Source organism: Kribbella sp. CA-245084, from assembly GCF_050942355.1.
Taxonomy (GTDB): Bacteria; Actinomycetota; Actinomycetes; order Propionibacteriales; family Kribbellaceae; genus Kribbella.
In genome coordinates this window covers 7307320-7321897 of sequence record NZ_CP192053.1, presented here as the reverse complement: position 1 = coordinate 7321897, position 14578 = coordinate 7307320, and the positions used below count along the sequence as shown (strand labels likewise).

12 protein-coding genes are annotated in these 14578 nt (G+C 68.0%); 7 read left to right on the top strand and 5 right to left on the bottom strand.

Going from position 1 to position 14578, the window contains the following annotated elements; translation table 11 throughout:
- Nucleotides 1-786 (bottom strand): DUF899 domain-containing protein, encoded by a 786-nt coding sequence (locus tag ACQPYH_RS34690; protein ID WP_432880183.1) that lies wholly within the window; start codon nt 784-786, stop codon nt 1-3.
- Nucleotides 787-874: 88 nt separating this feature from the next.
- Here ACQPYH_RS34690 and ACQPYH_RS34685 point away from each other — a divergent pair, with 88 nt between their 5' ends.
- The gene (locus ACQPYH_RS34685) at nt 875-2341 is read left to right on the top strand and encodes an MFS transporter (protein ID WP_432880181.1); all 1467 of its coding nucleotides are present in this window, start codon (nt 875-877) and stop codon (nt 2339-2341) included.
- Here ACQPYH_RS34685 and ACQPYH_RS34680 read toward each other — a convergent pair.
- Both ACQPYH_RS34680 and ACQPYH_RS34675 read right to left on the bottom strand, forming a co-directional pair.
- A complete protein-coding gene (locus tag ACQPYH_RS34680; protein ID WP_432880178.1) occupies nt 2328-3641 on the bottom strand; it encodes an ABC1 kinase family protein in 1314 nt (437 codons plus the stop codon). The genes ACQPYH_RS34685 and ACQPYH_RS34680 overlap by 14 nt on opposite strands.
- Before the next feature lie 94 nt (nt 3642-3735).
- Complete coding sequence (locus tag ACQPYH_RS34675) at nt 3736-3894, bottom strand: DUF5679 domain-containing protein (RefSeq protein WP_012922897.1); 159 nt, start codon at nt 3892-3894, stop codon at nt 3736-3738.
- Nucleotides 3895-4417: 523 nt separating this feature from the next.
- On the opposite strand from ACQPYH_RS34675, the gene ACQPYH_RS34670 reads away from it, so the two are divergent.
- The 3 genes from ACQPYH_RS34670 (at nt 4418) to ACQPYH_RS34660 (ending at nt 8066) form a co-directional block, all read left to right on the top strand.
- The gene (locus tag ACQPYH_RS34670; protein ID WP_432880174.1) at nt 4418-4954 is read left to right on the top strand and encodes a YgjP-like metallopeptidase domain-containing protein; all 537 of its coding nucleotides are present in this window, start codon (nt 4418-4420) and stop codon (nt 4952-4954) included.
- A 184-nt stretch (nt 4955-5138) separates the two neighbouring features.
- Nucleotides 5139-7328, top strand: coding sequence for an MMPL family transporter (locus ACQPYH_RS34665; RefSeq protein ID WP_432880173.1), 2190 nt, complete (start codon nt 5139-5141; stop codon nt 7326-7328).
- 66 nt (nt 7329-7394) lie between these two features.
- Nucleotides 7395-8066, top strand: coding sequence for a uridine kinase (locus tag ACQPYH_RS34660; RefSeq protein WP_432880171.1), 672 nt, complete (start codon nt 7395-7397; stop codon nt 8064-8066).
- Between the two features lie 80 nt (nt 8067-8146).
- Here ACQPYH_RS34660 and ACQPYH_RS34655 read toward each other — a convergent pair whose 3' ends face one another.
- Nucleotides 8147-8746 (bottom strand): CGNR zinc finger domain-containing protein, encoded by a 600-nt coding sequence (locus ACQPYH_RS34655; RefSeq protein ID WP_432880168.1) that lies wholly within the window; start codon nt 8744-8746, stop codon nt 8147-8149.
- A gap of 62 nt (nt 8747-8808) precedes the next feature.
- Between ACQPYH_RS34655 and ACQPYH_RS34650 the strand changes: the two genes are divergently transcribed.
- Entirely contained in the window at nt 8809-9981 is a 1173-nt protein-coding gene (locus tag ACQPYH_RS34650) for an MFS transporter (protein ID WP_432880166.1), read from the top strand.
- Here the strand turns inward: ACQPYH_RS34650 and ACQPYH_RS34645 are convergent.
- Nucleotides 9956-12217, bottom strand: coding sequence for an FdhF/YdeP family oxidoreductase (locus ACQPYH_RS34645; protein WP_432880163.1), 2262 nt, complete (start codon nt 12215-12217; stop codon nt 9956-9958). The two genes, ACQPYH_RS34650 and ACQPYH_RS34645, sit on opposite strands and share 26 nt — an antisense overlap.
- Nucleotides 12218-12363: 146 nt before the next feature.
- Between ACQPYH_RS34645 and ACQPYH_RS34640 the strand changes: the two genes are divergently transcribed.
- Both ACQPYH_RS34640 and ACQPYH_RS34635 read left to right on the top strand, forming a co-directional pair.
- On the top strand, nt 12364-13092 hold the full coding sequence (locus ACQPYH_RS34640; RefSeq protein ID WP_432880160.1) for an SDR family NAD(P)-dependent oxidoreductase: 729 nt from the start codon (nt 12364-12366) through the stop codon (nt 13090-13092).
- Between the two features lie 181 nt (nt 13093-13273).
- Nucleotides 13274-14575: an MFS transporter gene (locus tag ACQPYH_RS34635; RefSeq protein WP_432880158.1), complete on the top strand. Its 1302-nt coding sequence runs from the start codon at nt 13274-13276 to the stop codon at nt 14573-14575.
- The last annotated feature ends 3 nt before the right edge of the window (nt 14576-14578 follow it).

The window sequence follows — 14578 nt, the reverse complement described above, 5'->3', positions numbered from 1 at the left end:
TCAGTACTGATCGGGGACGCGCATCGCGGGTCCGCCCACGTGCAGCCCGAGCGGCTCCGCGCGTCCCTTCGGCTCCTCCCACACCTCTTGCCGGCCGAGGACGGTGAGATCGAGGTACCGGTAGCAGTTGTGGAAGTCCTCGATGCCGCGCCCGAACGTCGAGTACGTGTGGAACACCTCGTCGTCGACCCGGAGGAACGTGCTGATCCCCGGCAGCTCCTCGCCGTTCATGTCAGCCGTCCAGGGCCCGCCTGACCAGGGCGTTCCCTTCTCGTTGGCCAGCTGTTCCTGCGTCCGGAAGTGCAGCATCACCGGCGCGACCCGGTCGTCCAGCGTGGCGTGGAAGTCGTAGTTGAAGTCGCTCCCGTACGACGAGAACCACGGGAACGTCCAGCCCAGCCGCTCCTTGAACGCCGCGATCTTCGCGTACGGCGCCCGCGACACCGCCACCAGCGACGTGTTGCGTACGTGCAACTGGCGGAGGTTGCCGATCTCGTCGGCGGCCGACGAACAACTCGGGCATCCCTCGTCCCAGTCCGGGCCGAACATGAAGTGGTGGATCACCAGCTGGTCCCGCCCGTCGAACAGGTCCAGCAGCCCGACCTCGCCGTCCGGCCCCTCGAAGACGTACGGCTCGTCCATCCGGACCATTGGGAGCCGGCGGCGCTCCGCGTTCAGGCGGTCGCGCGCCCGGGTCACCTCCTTCTCGAGCCGCAGCAGCTCCAGACGGGCCGCGAGCCAGTCCTCCGACGCAACGATCTCGGGCAGATTTCCGAACGTCGTCATCGTTCGAAGATAGTCCCGGCTGGTGTCGATCCCAGACCGGTCCACTCGACGCAGTCAGTGACAACACCCCTGCGGGAAGGACCGGATCATGACGCTCGAGGCCGACATGGTGGCGACCAGCAGACGACAGTGGGTCGCGCTGGGCGTCCTGTGCCTCGCCACGCTGCTGGTGTCGCTGGACCTGTTCGTGATGCTGCTGGCGGTCCCGGCCGTGACCGAGGCCCTCGGCGCCACCAGCAGCCAGCAGCTGTGGATCCTGGACGTGTACGGGTTCATGGTGGCGGGCCTGATGATCACGATGGGCAACCTTGGTGACCGGCTCGGTCGCCGTCGGCTGCTGCTGATCGCGGCTGCTGTCTTCGGGATCGCCTCGATCGTCGCGGCGTACTCGGTGAGCCCCGGCATGCTGATCGGCGCTCGCGCGGTGCTCGGCATCGCCGGTGCTGCGATCGCGCCGTGCACGCTGTCGCTGATCTCCACGCTGTTCCCGGACGAGGGTCAGCGGGCGAAGGCGCTGGGCGTCTGGGCCGGCTGCTTCACGGTCGGTGCGGTGGTCGGCCCGATCGTCGGCGGCATCCTGCTGAACCACTTCTGGTGGGGCTCGGCGTTCCTGATCGGCGTACCGGCGATGGTCGTGCTGCTCGTCGTGGGGCCGTTCCTGCTCCCGGAGTACCGGAACGAGAAGGCCGGGCGGATCGACGTACCGAGTGTGGTGCTGTCGCTGGCCGCGATCCTGCCGGCGATCCACGGGCTGAAGCACCTTGCCTCGCACGGCGCGGGTGTGCAGTCGATCGGCGGCCTGGTGATCGGTGGGGTGTTCGGCTGGGTCTTCGTACGGCGGCAGCGTCGCCTGGACGACCCGCTGGTCGACGTACGGCTGTTCACGCGGCGGACGTTCAGCGTGACGCTCGGGAGCATGCTGGCGTTCTCGATGCTGTCCGGCGGCGTGATGGTGTTCGTGGCGCAGTACTTCCAGCTGGTCCAGGGGATGACTCCGCTGGCAGCCGGGCTGGCACTGGTTCCGGGCATGCTCACGACGACCGTCGCCTTCCAGGTGGCGCCCCGCCTGGCCCAGCGGATCCGGCCGAGCGTGCTGATCCCGGCGGGGATCGCGTTCACGGTCGTCGGGATGGTGATGATGTCGCTGGCGACGTCCACGACGGTTCTGGTCATCGCCTTCGCGATCCAGTGCGTCGGCCCGGCGCCGCTGGTCACGCTCGGTACGAACCTGGTCATCGGCTCGGTCCCGCCGGAGAAGGCCGGATCGGCCGGTGCGCTGACGCAGACCAGCAACGAGTTCGGCTACTCGCTCGGCATCGCCGTACTCGGCAGTGTGGTGACTGCGGCGTACCGCGGGCGCATGGACGGCCAGGGTGGCAACTCACTCGGCGAGGCGATCGCTCAGGGTGCCACGGGCGACCTCCTGGACCAGGCGCGTGACGCGTTCACCAGTGGTCTCCACCTGGCCGCAGGAATCACTGCCGTGGCTCTGGCGGCCGTGGCGGTCCTGCTGGCCGTGACGCTGCGGGAGATCCCGGCCCTCAGCCGTCGGTGAAGCCCGGCAGGAGCTCCTCCAGTACGGCGCGGAACGGGGCCTCGGCGTCGAGCTGCGACAGCACGGCCATACCGCCGATCCAGACACGGTGGATCAGCAGGTACGACGGGGGCATGTTGAGCCGGAGAGCCAGCGACGCGTTCGGCGACCGGAAGTCACTGGTCCGGTTCGCCTGCGCGCGCATCCAGTCCCGGCTGAAGTGGAACGTCTCCTCGCGGGCCGGTTCCGCGAACGGCGCGAGGTAGTCCATCAGCTGCTCCGGGTCGATCTCCATCCGCGGCTTGATGAAGCCCTCGGCCTTGAGCCCGTCCCGGACCGCCTCTCCGTCGCCCTTCAGCGAGATCCGCAGCAGCCGCCCGATCGCCGGTGGCAGACCGTCCGGGAGCCGTGCGCACAGCCCGAAATCGACCACGCCAAGACGCCCGTCGGCCATCACGCGGAAGTTCCCCGGGTGCGGATCCGAGTGCAGCAGACCGGCGTACTTAGGGCCGCTGAACATGAACCGGACGTACTTCAGCCCGATCGCGTCCCGCTCTTCCCTCGTGCCCTCGGTGATGTACGACGACAGCGGGCGGCCTTCGATCCATTCGGACACGATGACCGTGGGGGAGTGCTTGATGACCCGCGGTACGACGAACTCCGGGTGGTCCTTGAACGCGTCGGCGTACTGCTGCTGTGCCTGCGCCTCGCGGTCGTAGTCGAGCTCCTCGCCGATCCGCTCCTGGAGCTCCGCGACGAGCGGCTTCACCTCGAGACCGGGGACCACTGCGCCGATCGTCCGCGCGAAGCGCCCGAGCTGCCTGAGGTCCGAGCGAAGCGCCTCCGCGGCGCCCGGGTACTGCAGTTTGATCGCGACCTCGCGGCCGTCCTTGAGCCGGCCGCGGTGCACCTGACCGATCGACGCGGCTGCCGCGGGCACGTCGTCGAACTCCTCGAACCGGTCCCGCCAGCGCTTGCCCAGCTCCCGCGACAGGATCGTGTGCACGGTCGAGGCCGGCATCGGCGGGGCGGAGTCCTGCAGCTTGGTCAGCGTCGCCCGGTACGGCGCCGCGAGCTCCTCCGGCATCGCGGACTCCATCAGGCTGAGCATCTGCCCGAACTTCATCGCGCCGCCCTTGAGCTCACCCAGGACGGCGAACAGCTGATCGGCCGTCCGGCGCTGGAACTCGGCGAACACGGCCTCGGCGGGAGCACCGCCGATGCGCTTGCCCAGGCCGACCGTCGCCCGCCCGGCGACACCGAGGGGCAGGCTGGCAAGTTTCGCGGTCCGGCTCAGCGCCTTGCGAGGAAGGTCCGACACGCTTCCATTCTGTCCGGTCGCCCAAGCCGGGACGAACCAGGGGCGGTGCCCGGCACAGACATCGTGCCGAACACCGCCCCTACGACCTTGTGCGTCAGGCCTTGCCGAGGATCCGGTTCAGGTTCGTACCGCACTCGGGGCACTTGGCCTTCGCCATGCGCGTGCCCTTGTCGTTGACCTTGACCTCGCCGTCGGCGGTGCGCTTGGCCTTGCACTTGACGCAGTAGAACTCGCCGCTCCAGGTCTCTGCCATGAGGGCCCTCTCCTTGCTTGAATTCCAGCCCGGGGTCTCGCCCCGGGCAGTCGTTGGATGCTGAACGGCAGACCGTCCTGCCGTAGGCCGTGCGGCCCAGTCGGGATTCACCCTACGGCCTCCTGGCGCAGGCTCAAGCGCACCTCACGGTCAGCGCGCCGCCTGAATCCCGGGGGGAAAGCCCTTACCGAAACTTTCGCCGGCACGGAACAGGCTCCCGGTGATCCGCCTCCGGAGCAGCTCGGCTTCCCCTCCGAGCGGCCCCGGAGGCGGTCCGGGAGCCTGTTGCAGATGACGCTAAGAGGCGACGGCCGCGCAGGCAAGCCCGCATTGTCCACCCCTGTGGATAACTCTGTGCGCAACCTGTGGGACGCGCCGCTCGACGCTGTGGACGGGCGGGGGAACACGATGTGAACAACGCGGGTCGGCGGGTTCAAGATCTGGCGTGTGACCTGCGGAAACGCCCATGCACAGGATGTGGACCGAAGAAAGTTGTCGGATTCGGGGGGTACATTTTTGAGCCATGGCCGACTCCCCACCGCGCCCGATCCCGTCGTATGTGGATATCCGGCGCAGCAAGCGCCGCAAGCGCACGGTCAGCGCGTACCGCGACGGTGAGCGGGTGGTCGTGCTGATGCCCGACCGGCTGTCCGCCGCCGAGGAGGCGCGCTGGGTCGAGACCATGCTGGCGCGACTCGAGAAGCAGCGCAGCCGATCGCGCGTGTCGGACGAAAAATTGTTGGCCAGAGCACACGAACTCGCGTGTCGCCACCTCCCAGAAGTGCCCGAACCTGCGTCTGTGAGGTGGGTTTCGAACCAAAACAGACGGTGGGGATCCTGCACTCCGGCGGACAGATCGATCCGTTTGTCGACCAGATTGCAGTCGATGCCCGCCTGGGTCGTCGACTACGTGCTGGTCCACGAGCTCGCTCATCTGATCGAGCCGACCCACAACGCCACCTTCTGGGACCTCGTCCACCGGTACCCGAAGGCCGAGCGCGCCGAGGGGTATCTGGAGGGCGTCTCGGCCGCCTCCTCGCTCAACTTCGAGGACTTCTGACCTCCGATCACCCCGGCCCGTACGGCGTACGGGAAAGGGTGGGGTAGGGCTAGCACCAGGGTCGACTGGGTGGCTTCCTCCATGGCCGCGACCTGCCCCGGCCGGTCAGGCTTTTGCCCGTAGCCAGCGTCACGCCAGGAGCGCTGGGTGGGGTGCCCGAGGGGGCGCAGAGGGGCAGGGAACCATGGCCAGGGGACAGATCACGGTACGGGCGGCGCGCTGGAGCGCGACCCATCCGTGGCGGGCGATCGCGATGTGGGTGGTCGTCGTGGCCGCCTGTTTCGCGCTCGGCTCGATGACCGGCACGAAGGAGTCGAAGAACGAGGGCGACATCGGCGAGGTGACCCGGGCGGACAACATCGTCAAGTCCGGCAACTTCGACGACCCGGACGTGGAGAGCGTGCTGATCACGGCGCCGTCCGGACAGCTCGACCAGGCCGCGGCGAACAAGGCCGCCGGCGTCGTGATCCAGCGCATGCGCGCCCTCGGTGGGGTCGCGGAAGTCGCGCAGCCGATGCCGTCGCCGAACAAGGACGCGGTGATCGTCAGGGTCACCCTCAAGGACGGTGACGGCGATGGTCGGGTTCAGCCGTTGCTCGACACCACTGCCCAGGTGCAGACGCAGTATCCGGACCTCCGGATCGAAGAGGTCGGTGGACTGTCCATCGACAAGGCGCTCAACGAGACGTTGGGCAAGGACTTCAAGCGGGCGGAGATGTTCAGCCTGCCGGTGACGCTGGCGATCCTCTTGATCGCGTTCGGCGCACTGATCGCGGCGTCGGTGCCGTTGCTACTGGCGCTGTCCGCAGTAGCCGCAGCGATCGGCTTGGCGGCCGCAGCATCACAGCTCGTACCCGCGGTCGACGCGGTCAACAGCGTCATCCTGCTGATCGGTATGGCGGTCGGCGTCGACTACTCGCTGTTCTACCTCCGCCGTGAACGCGAGGAGCGCGCCAAGGGCCGCGGCCATGTCGACGCGGTCGAGATCGCCGCAGCGACCTCCGGACACGCGGTCGTCGTCTCGGGTACGGCGGTCATCATCTCGATGGCGGGCCTGTTCCTCGCTCGCGATGCGGTCTTCTCGTCCTTCGCGGTCGGTTCGATCCTCGTCGTCGCGGTTGCTGTCGTGGGTTCGCTCACCGTGCTCCCCGCCGTCCTGGCGAAGCTCGGTCGGTGGGTCGATCGGCCGCGGATCCCGTTCGTGTGGCGCCTGACGGCATCGAAGGGTCAGCCGCGGTTCTGGCCGACCGTGCTGAGCCCGGCGCTGAAGCACCCGATCGCCACGCTGCTCGTCGCCGTGACCGCGTTGCTCGCGGTTGCATCGCCTGCGCTCGGGATGCAGCTGAAGTTCCCGGGCACCGAGGACCTGCCCCGGACGACGTCGGTGATGAAGGCGTACGACCGGCTGACGGCGGCGTTCCCGAGCACGGGCACGAGCCACGAGGTCGCCGTACGGGCGCCGGCCAACCAGGCGCCTGCGGTCAAGGCTGCGCTGGCCGACCTGATGCAGCGCACGAAGGACGACAAGCTGTTCGCCTCGGACGGTCTCGAGGAGCCGCGGGTTTCCAAGGACGGCACGGTCACGACGCTCGAGGTCGCCACGCCGTACGAGGGCGGCAGCCAGCAGGCGCGGGACTCGCTGACCAAGCTGCGCAAGGAACTGATGCCGGAGACGGTCGGCAAGGTGCCGGGTGTTGAGTACGCCGTCGGCGGGTTCGTCGCCGCGGACGTCGACTATGCGGCGCACACGCGGGACAAGCTGCCGCTGGTGATCGGGTTCGTCCTGCTGCTGACGATGATCGTGATGATGGTGACGTTCCGCTCGGTGGTCGTCGCGGTCACCGCCATCGGGCTCAACCTGCTGAGCGCGGGAGCGGCGTACGGCGTGGTCACCGCGGTCTTCCAGAACACCTGGGCCGAAGGACTGCTGCACTTCCGGTCGAACGGCGCGGTCGTGAGTTGGCTGCCGCTGTTCCTCTTCGTGGTGCTGTTCGGTCTGTCGATGGACTACCACGTGTTCGTCGTCAGCCGGATCCGTGAGGCCGTACTGCGGGGCGTGCCGACCAGGCAGGCTGTCGCCGACGGCATCACCGGTTCGGCCGGCGTGGTGACCAGCGCGGCGGCGGTGATGATCGGGGTGTTCGCGGTCTTCGCGACGCTGAGCACGCTGGACATGAAGCAGCTCGGAGTCGGTCTCGCCGTCGCGATCCTGATCGACGCGACGATCATCCGCGCGGTCGTCCTGCCGAGCGTGATGATCCTGCTCGGCGACGCCAACTGGTGGGCCCCGAAGTGGCTCCGCCCGAAGTCCGCCAAGCACGCCTCCACCCCACCCGCCCCGGAGGAGGAGCGCGAACTGACCCCCGTCGGCTGACGACAGCTCGGCGCCCCACCCGAAATCCATTCGGGTGGGGCGCCGTTGTGCTGGAGGATGCTGTCCGTGGCAGACCGAGCTGAGGTCCTGGGGGAATTGGCTTCTGACGTACTCGCGGTCCAGCGATCGCATCCGGTGCGGGTTGCGATCGACGGATGCTCGGCGGCCGGCAAGACAACGCTCGCCGACGAACTGGCCGACGTACTGCGGGGGCGCACTGGGCGCGAGGTGATCCGGGCCGGTATCGATTACTTCAAGCGAGCGCCGGAGCTGCGGACGGCGTACCCGATCGATTCGCCGGAGAGCTACTACTTCGAGATGTACGACAACGACGCGATTCGCGACCGGTTGCTGGCGCCGCTCGGGCCGGGTGGTGATCGGAGCTATGTCGTCGGGATCCGCGACGCCTCCGCGCGGTCTGTCCTCGACTCACCTGTGCAGACCGCCGCGCCGGATGCAGTGCTGCTCGCGGACGGCGCCTTCCTCCAACGCCGCGAACTGGATGAGTTCTGGGACCTCCGGATCTATATCCACGTGAGCTTCGAGACGGTCCTTCGCCGCGGCACCGAGCGCGATCAGGCCTGGATGGACTCGCCCGCAGCCGCCGAGCAGCGCTACCTGAACAGGTACATCCCCGGCGAGCGCATGTACGTCGACGACGTCCACCCCGCCGACCACGCCGAACTCGTGGTGAACAACGAGGATCCGGCTGCCCCGAGCCTCACCCGCCGCGCGTAGCGGGTGCCGGACTGGGGACACCTACTGGGGACTGGGAAGAGGCAATGCCATGTCCCAGGTCCCCGGGGCTTATCCGAGGTTCAGTTGGTTGGCTGTTGGCGGGCGCGGTGGGCGGCGGCTTTGACGCGGCTCTGGCATTGGGGGGAGCAGAAGCGGCGTTGGGCGTTCTTGGATACGTCGACGAAGACGCGGTCGCAGTGCGGGGCCGCGCAGACGCCGAGGCGGCCGGCCAGGTCGCTGCCGACTGCCAGGGCGAGGCCGGCGGCGCAGCCGGCTGCCCAGCCGTTGGCCAACTGTTCGTCGGGGCCGTGGAAGTGGAGGCTCCATGGGCGGTCGCGGCCGCGATCGAGCTGGGGACGGGCGTTGGTGTCCACGAGGAGCTCGTTGATCTCCGTCGCGGCGCTGTCCAGGTCATCGGCTGCGGCGGCCTCGAAGACTGTCCGCATTCGTGCGGCCAGCCCCACGAGCCGGCGGGCGTCGTCGACCGGGACGGCCGACTTCGGTGGATACCCGATCGCGGTTAACGCCTGGCCGACCGCTGCTGTGACGGAGTCGGGGTCATCGGCGGGTGCGGCGTAGGCGACACCACCGGAGTACCCGGGGGTCAGCCGGTTCACGTACTCGACCGACGCCGCCAGCACGCTCCGGGCGTGACTATCAAAAGACACTTGACCGGTCATGGGTCCTCTCCGTAGGCTCTCGCGTGACCGATCATATCCGTTTAGACAGTCATGGAGTCGTCATGAGCGCTGTTGCCACGCTGACCGGACCCTGGCGCGGGCTGTCCCGGACTGTCTGGATCCTGGTCGTCGCCCGCGCGGTGAACCGGATCGGCGCGTTCACGCTGCCGTTCCTGGGCGTGGTGCTCACGGTCGAGTTCGGTGCTTCGCTCGGGGAGACCGGCCTGATCCTCGCCGTCTTCGGCGCTGCGACGATCCCGTCCCGGCTGCTGGGCGGCCAGTTGGCCGACCGTCTCGGCCGGCGCCGGACGATCGTCCTCGGCCTCACCGGTTGTGCGATCGCCCAGCTCTGGATCGCGCTGAGCCACACGTTGTGGTCCGCGGTGCTCGCGACGATCCTGCTCGGCCTCGCGTTCGAGATCTACGAGCCGCCGAGCCAGGCCATGATCGCCGACGTCACCGAGCCCTCGAATCGTCCTGCGGCTTACGGTCTCTACAGCGCCGCGCTCGCAGCCGCGGGTGTGCTGGCCGGTCTCCTCGCGGCCGCGCTCAGCCACTGGGATCTCCGCTGGCTCTTCGTCGCCGACGCGATCACCTGTTTGTCCTGCGCCGCTCTGGTCGCGCTTGTCCTTCGAACCGACCTGGCGGGTGTAGAAAAAGCTCCCACCTCGACGGTGTCGGTGTGGCGCGATCGCCGACTGCTCCTGCTCCTGGCCGGTGGCACGATCTTCGCAACGATCTACATGCAGATCATCATCGGACTGCCACTAACGCTGCTTGAACAAGGCCTGCCGAAGTCCGGCATCGGAATCATCCTGGCCATCTCCGCGATCACCCTGATCGCTGCGCAACGCCTGCTGCGCGTCCAGCACCTCGACGATTTCCGATCCATCACCATCGGGTATGTGCTTCTCGCGGCCGGGCTGGTCGTCTGCGCAGTCGCAGGCAACCTCGCGGTCTTCGTAGTTGCCGCGATCCTGTGGAGCCTCGGCGACCTGTTCCTCCTGACCCGGTACCTCACGCAAGCCTCCGGCCTCGCGCCGGATCAGGCTCGCGGCCGGTACCTGGCCGTCTTCGGACTGAGCTGGGGGATCGCGACCACGATCGCCCCGCTCACAGTCACCCAACTGCTCGAGCGCTCCGGCGCGGCAGGGCTCTGGCTGACAAGCGCAGCTGTTGCGGTCGCGCTCGCAGTACTCCAGCCGTGGTTCAGGAAGCGACTGGCTCCAGCCTGACCGTCAGGCCCTTCGCGACAGGCGTGTTGCTGCCCTTGGCGACGTCGTCGGCCGACATCAGCACGTTGGTCTCCGGGTAGTACGCCGCCACGCAGCCACGAGCCGTCGGGTAGGACACCAGCCGGAAGTGCGAGGCGCGGCGCTCGACCCCACGGAACTCGCTGACGATGTCGACGTACGCGCCGTCCTCGAGACCGAGCTCGGCGAGGTCGTCCGGGTTCACGAAGACGACCTCGCGCGTCCCGTGGACGCCGCGGTAGCGGTCCTCGAGGCCGTAGATCGTGGTGTTGAACTGGTCGTGGCTGCGCATGGTCTGCAGCAACAGCCGGCCAGGCTCCGTCGGCAACCAGACCAGGTCGTTGGCGGTGAACTGCGCCCGCGCATCGGACGTCTTGAACTCGCGCTTGTCCCGCGCCGCATGCGCCAGCAGGAATCCGCCGCCGTTCGCCCGTAAGCGGTCCTCGAAGTTCTCGTACCCGTCGGCTACGCGCCCGATCCGCTGCCGGACCAGGCTGTAGTCGTCCGCGAAATCGGCCCAAGGGATCTCGCCTACTGAAGGCACCACGGCCTGCGCCAGCCCGCAGATGATGCCGATCTCCGACTTCATCTCCGGGCCCGGGGGAATGAGGTTCCCGGTCGAGAGGTGTACGGCGCCCTGCGAGTCCTCGACCGTGACGGATTGCGGACCAGCCGCTGTGTGGTCGTGGTCGGTCCGCCCGAGTGTCGGCAGGATCAGCGCCTCGCGGCCGGTGATCGTGTGCGACCGGTTGAGCTTCGTCGACACGTGCACGGTCAGATCGCACTCACGCAGACCGCGATGCACGACCTCGGTGTCCGGCGTCGCGGACGCGAAGTTCCCGCCCATCGCGAAGAACACGCGAACGGCGCCGTCCCGCAGCCGCTTCACCGTCTCCGCCGCGTCGATGCCGTGCTCGCGCGGCGAGGTGAAGGAGAACTCGGAGTCGAGCTTGTCCAGGAACGTCTCCGGCATCTTCTCCCAGATGCCCATGCTGCGGTCGCCCTGCACGTTCGAGTGACCGCGCACCGGGCACGGGCCGGCGCCCGGCTTGCCGATGTTGCCCTGCAGGAGAAGGACGTTGACGATCTCGCTGATCGTCGCGACGGCCTCGCGGTGCTGCGTCAGCCCCATTGCCCAGCAGATCACCGTCGCCTTGGACTTGATGAACCGCTGGGTGAGCTCCTCGATCTCGGCCTGCCGCAGCCCGGTCGCCAGCTCGACGGCGGGCCAGTCGATCTCGGTGTTGTGCTTGGCGTAGAGCTCGAACCCGCTGGTGTGTGACTCGATGAAGGACTTGTCCAGCACCGTGCCCGGGTTGGCCGCCTCGGCCTCGAGCAGAAGGTGGCCGATGGCAAGGAACAGCGCCTGGTCGCCGCCGATCCGGATCTGCAGGAGCTGGTCGGCGAGCTTCGTGCCCTTGCCGATCCAGCCGCGCGCGGCCTGCGGGTTCTTGAAGTTCATCAGGCCGGGCTCGGGCAGCGGGTTCACGGAGACGATGTCGCCGCCGTTGCGCTTGGCGATCTCGAGATGGCTGAGCATCCGCGGCGCGTTGGTGCCCGGGTTCTGGCCGACGACGACGATCAGCTCGGCCTCTTCGAGCATCTCCAGCGTGACGGCGCCCTTACCGCTGCCGATCACCCGCGACAGCGCCGTACCCGAAGATTCGTGGCACATGTTCGAGCAGTCGGGCAGGTTGTTGGTGCCGTAGGCGCGGACGAAGAGCTGGTAGAGGAACGCGGCCTCGTTGCTGGTCCGGCCGGAGGTGTAGAAGACGGCGTCGTCGGGGTCGACGAGGGCCTTCAGGTGCCGCGCGACGACCTGGAACGCCTCGTCCCAGCCGACCGGCTCGTAGTTGGTCGCGCCGGCCCGCAGCAGCATCGGCTCGGTGATCCGGCCGAGCTTGCCGAGGTCGAACTCCGAGATCTCGTTCATCGCCTCGACCGAGTGCTCGGCGAAGAACTCCCGCGGCACGCGCTTGCGGGTCGCCTCCCAGGCCACCGCCTTCGCGCCGTTCTCGCAGAACTCGGCCGCGTGCTTGCGTTTGTGGTCAGGGTCCGGCCAGGCGCAGGACGGGCAGTCGAACCCGCCGTCCTGGTTCATCTTCAGGAACACCTTGCCGGTCCGCGCGGGACCCATCTCCCGGAAACCGAACTTGAACGACGAGAGCACCGCGGGGACGCCGGCCGCCTTCTTCTTCGGATGTTCGATATCGACCATGTTTCAACAATAGGTCCAGCTATCGGCAGCCGCAGGTTTGATAGGCACGGTTGTGGATAAGTGGCGTGTCGCGCCATACAGCGCCCGCAGGTTGTGTGGGCCGATCCCATAGTGTGCGCGGGCCCGGATTTCTACAGTCATCGGCCATGGAGACCCGTCGAGCCCTCGTCACCGGTGCCGCGTCAGGCATCGGCGCCGCCTGCGCCCAACGCCTGGCCGCGGACGGCGTCCACGTGATCGCCGTGGATTACGACCAGGCCGGTCTGGACGCGTTGGATGGTGTGGAGACCGTCCTGGCCGACTTGTCCGAGCTGGAGCGGCTGTCCGACCTGCCGACCGACGTCGACATCCTGGTGAACAACGCTGGCGTACAGCAGGTCGCACCGGTCGAGCAGTTCCCGCCGGAGCGGTTCAGCTACATCATCCGGCTCATGCTCGAGGCGCCGTTCCGCCTGATCCGGCAGACGCTTCCACACATGTACGGCGCCGGCTGGGGCCGCGTGGTGAACATCAGCTCGGTCCACGGTCTCCGGGCCAGTCCGTTCAAGGCGGCGTACGTCTCGGCGAAGCACGGGCTGGAGGGCCTCAGCAAGGTCGTCGCACTGGAAGGTGCGGCGCACGGAGTGACCAGCAACTGCGTCAACCCGGCCTACGTCCGTACGCCGCTGGTCACCGCGCAACTGGCGGACCAGGCCGCTACCCACGGCCTGTCCGAGTCAGAGGTGCTGGACAAGGTCCTGCTCGAGCCGGTCGCGGTGAAGCGCCTGATCGAACCGGCCGAAGTGGCGGAGCTCATGGCCATGCTGTGCGGCCCGGCCTCCGCCTCCATCACGGGGAGCTCGTTCGTACTCGACGGCGGCTGGACCGCCCACTAACCAAGTGCTCGGTGGTGGGTGTGCTTCGGCGCTTCCGGCGCCCAGGCACGCACCTCGCCGCACTCGGCGAGCGTCCACGATGCTCCGCATCGAGGACGCTCCCCGAGCACGCCGATGCACGCACCTGAACACCGGAATCACTCGAACCACACCCACCACCGAGCACTGAGGAGACCCGCCCATGACAGCTACAGAACCGGTCCGCACCCGTACGTCGATCGTCCGGGTGGTGGGCGCGAGTCTCGTCGGTACGACGGTCGAGTGGTACGACTTCTTCCTGTACGGCGTCGCCGCATCGGTGGTGTTCGGCGACCTGTTCTTCCCGAAGGGCGAGGAGCTCAGCGGGACGTTGCTGAGCTTCGCTACGTTCGCGGTCGGCTTCTTCGCGCGGCCGATTGGCGGCGTGGTGTTCGGGCACTTCGGTGACCGGCTGGGACGCAAGCAGCTGCTCGTGCTGTCGCTGCTGATGATGGGGCTCGCTACCTTCGCCATCGGCCTGCTGCCGACGTACGCACAGGTCGGTGCGCTCGCACCGATCCTGCTGACGGTGCTGCGGCTCATCCAGGGCTTCGCGCTCGGCGGCGAGTGGGGCGGCGCCGTACTGATCGTGTCCGAGCACGGTGACCCGGCCCGGCGCGGTTTCTGGGCGTCGTGGCCGCAGGCTGGTGCGCCGGCGGGGCAGTTGATCGCCAACGGCGTACTGGCCGGGCTGGCTGCGTTCCAGTCGGACGCTGACTTCAACGCGTGGGGCTGGCGCATCCCGTTCCTGCTGTCCGCAGTACTCGTGCTGGTCGGGCTGTGGGTGCGGCTGCGGATCGAGGAGTCGCCGGTGTTCCAGGAGGCCCAGGCCAAGCAGGAGCCCGCGGACAAGCTGCCTGTGCTCGAGGTGATCACGCGGTACCCACGTGAGGTGCTGACTGCGATGGGTGCGCGGATGGCGGAGAACGTCAGCTACTACATCTTCACGATCGTCATCGCGACGTACGCGAAGGAGCAGCTGGGGATGGGCAAGTCGTTCGCTCTGAACGCCGTACTGATCGGTGCTGCCATCCACTTCTTCGCTATCCCGGCGTGGGGCGCGCTGTCGGACCGCGTCGGTCGCCGGCCGGTCTATCTGATCGGTGCTGTCGGCGTTGGCCTCTGGGTGTTCGTCTTCATTGCGCTGATCAACACTCGCAACTTCGCACTGGCGACTCTGGCCGTGACTGTCGGGCTGATCTTCCACGGTGCGATGTACGGACCGCAGGCGTCCTTCTTCACCGAGCTGTTCGGGACGCGGGTGCGGTACTCCGGTGTGTCGGTCGGCTACCAGCTCGCGTCGATCATCGCGGGCGGTCTGGCGCCGTTCATCGCGGTGGCGCTCCTGAAGGCGTACGACTCGGGCTATGCGATCGCTGTCTACGTCGCAGCGTGTGCAGTGATCTCGGTGATCGCAGTGACGTCGTACTCCGAAACGCACCGCCGCGATCTCACTACTCTGTAGAAC

Coding starts and splice junctions, on each gene's coding strand:
- ACQPYH_RS34650 (WP_432880166.1), top strand. CDS start 8,809: ATGAGCGCTGTTGCCACGCTGACCGGACCCTGGCGCGGGCTGTCCCGG.
- ACQPYH_RS34635 (WP_432880158.1), top strand. CDS start 13,274: ATGACAGCTACAGAACCGGTCCGCACCCGTACGTCGATCGTCCGGGTG.
- ACQPYH_RS34670 (WP_432880174.1), top strand. CDS start 4,418: ATGGCCGACTCCCCACCGCGCCCGATCCCGTCGTATGTGGATATCCGG.
- ACQPYH_RS34665 (WP_432880173.1), top strand. CDS start 5,139: ATGGCCAGGGGACAGATCACGGTACGGGCGGCGCGCTGGAGCGCGACC.
- ACQPYH_RS34640 (WP_432880160.1), top strand. CDS start 12,364: ATGGAGACCCGTCGAGCCCTCGTCACCGGTGCCGCGTCAGGCATCGGC.
- ACQPYH_RS34690 (WP_432880183.1), bottom strand. CDS start 786: ATGACGACGTTCGGAAATCTGCCCGAGATCGTTGCGTCGGAGGACTGG.
- ACQPYH_RS34655 (WP_432880168.1), bottom strand. CDS start 8,746: ATGACCGGTCAAGTGTCTTTTGATAGTCACGCCCGGAGCGTGCTGGCG.
- ACQPYH_RS34675 (WP_012922897.1), bottom strand. CDS start 3,894: ATGGCAGAGACCTGGAGCGGCGAGTTCTACTGCGTCAAGTGCAAGGCC.
- ACQPYH_RS34645 (WP_432880163.1), bottom strand. CDS start 12,217: ATGGTCGATATCGAACATCCGAAGAAGAAGGCGGCCGGCGTCCCCGCG.
- ACQPYH_RS34685 (WP_432880181.1), top strand. CDS start 875: ATGACGCTCGAGGCCGACATGGTGGCGACCAGCAGACGACAGTGGGTC.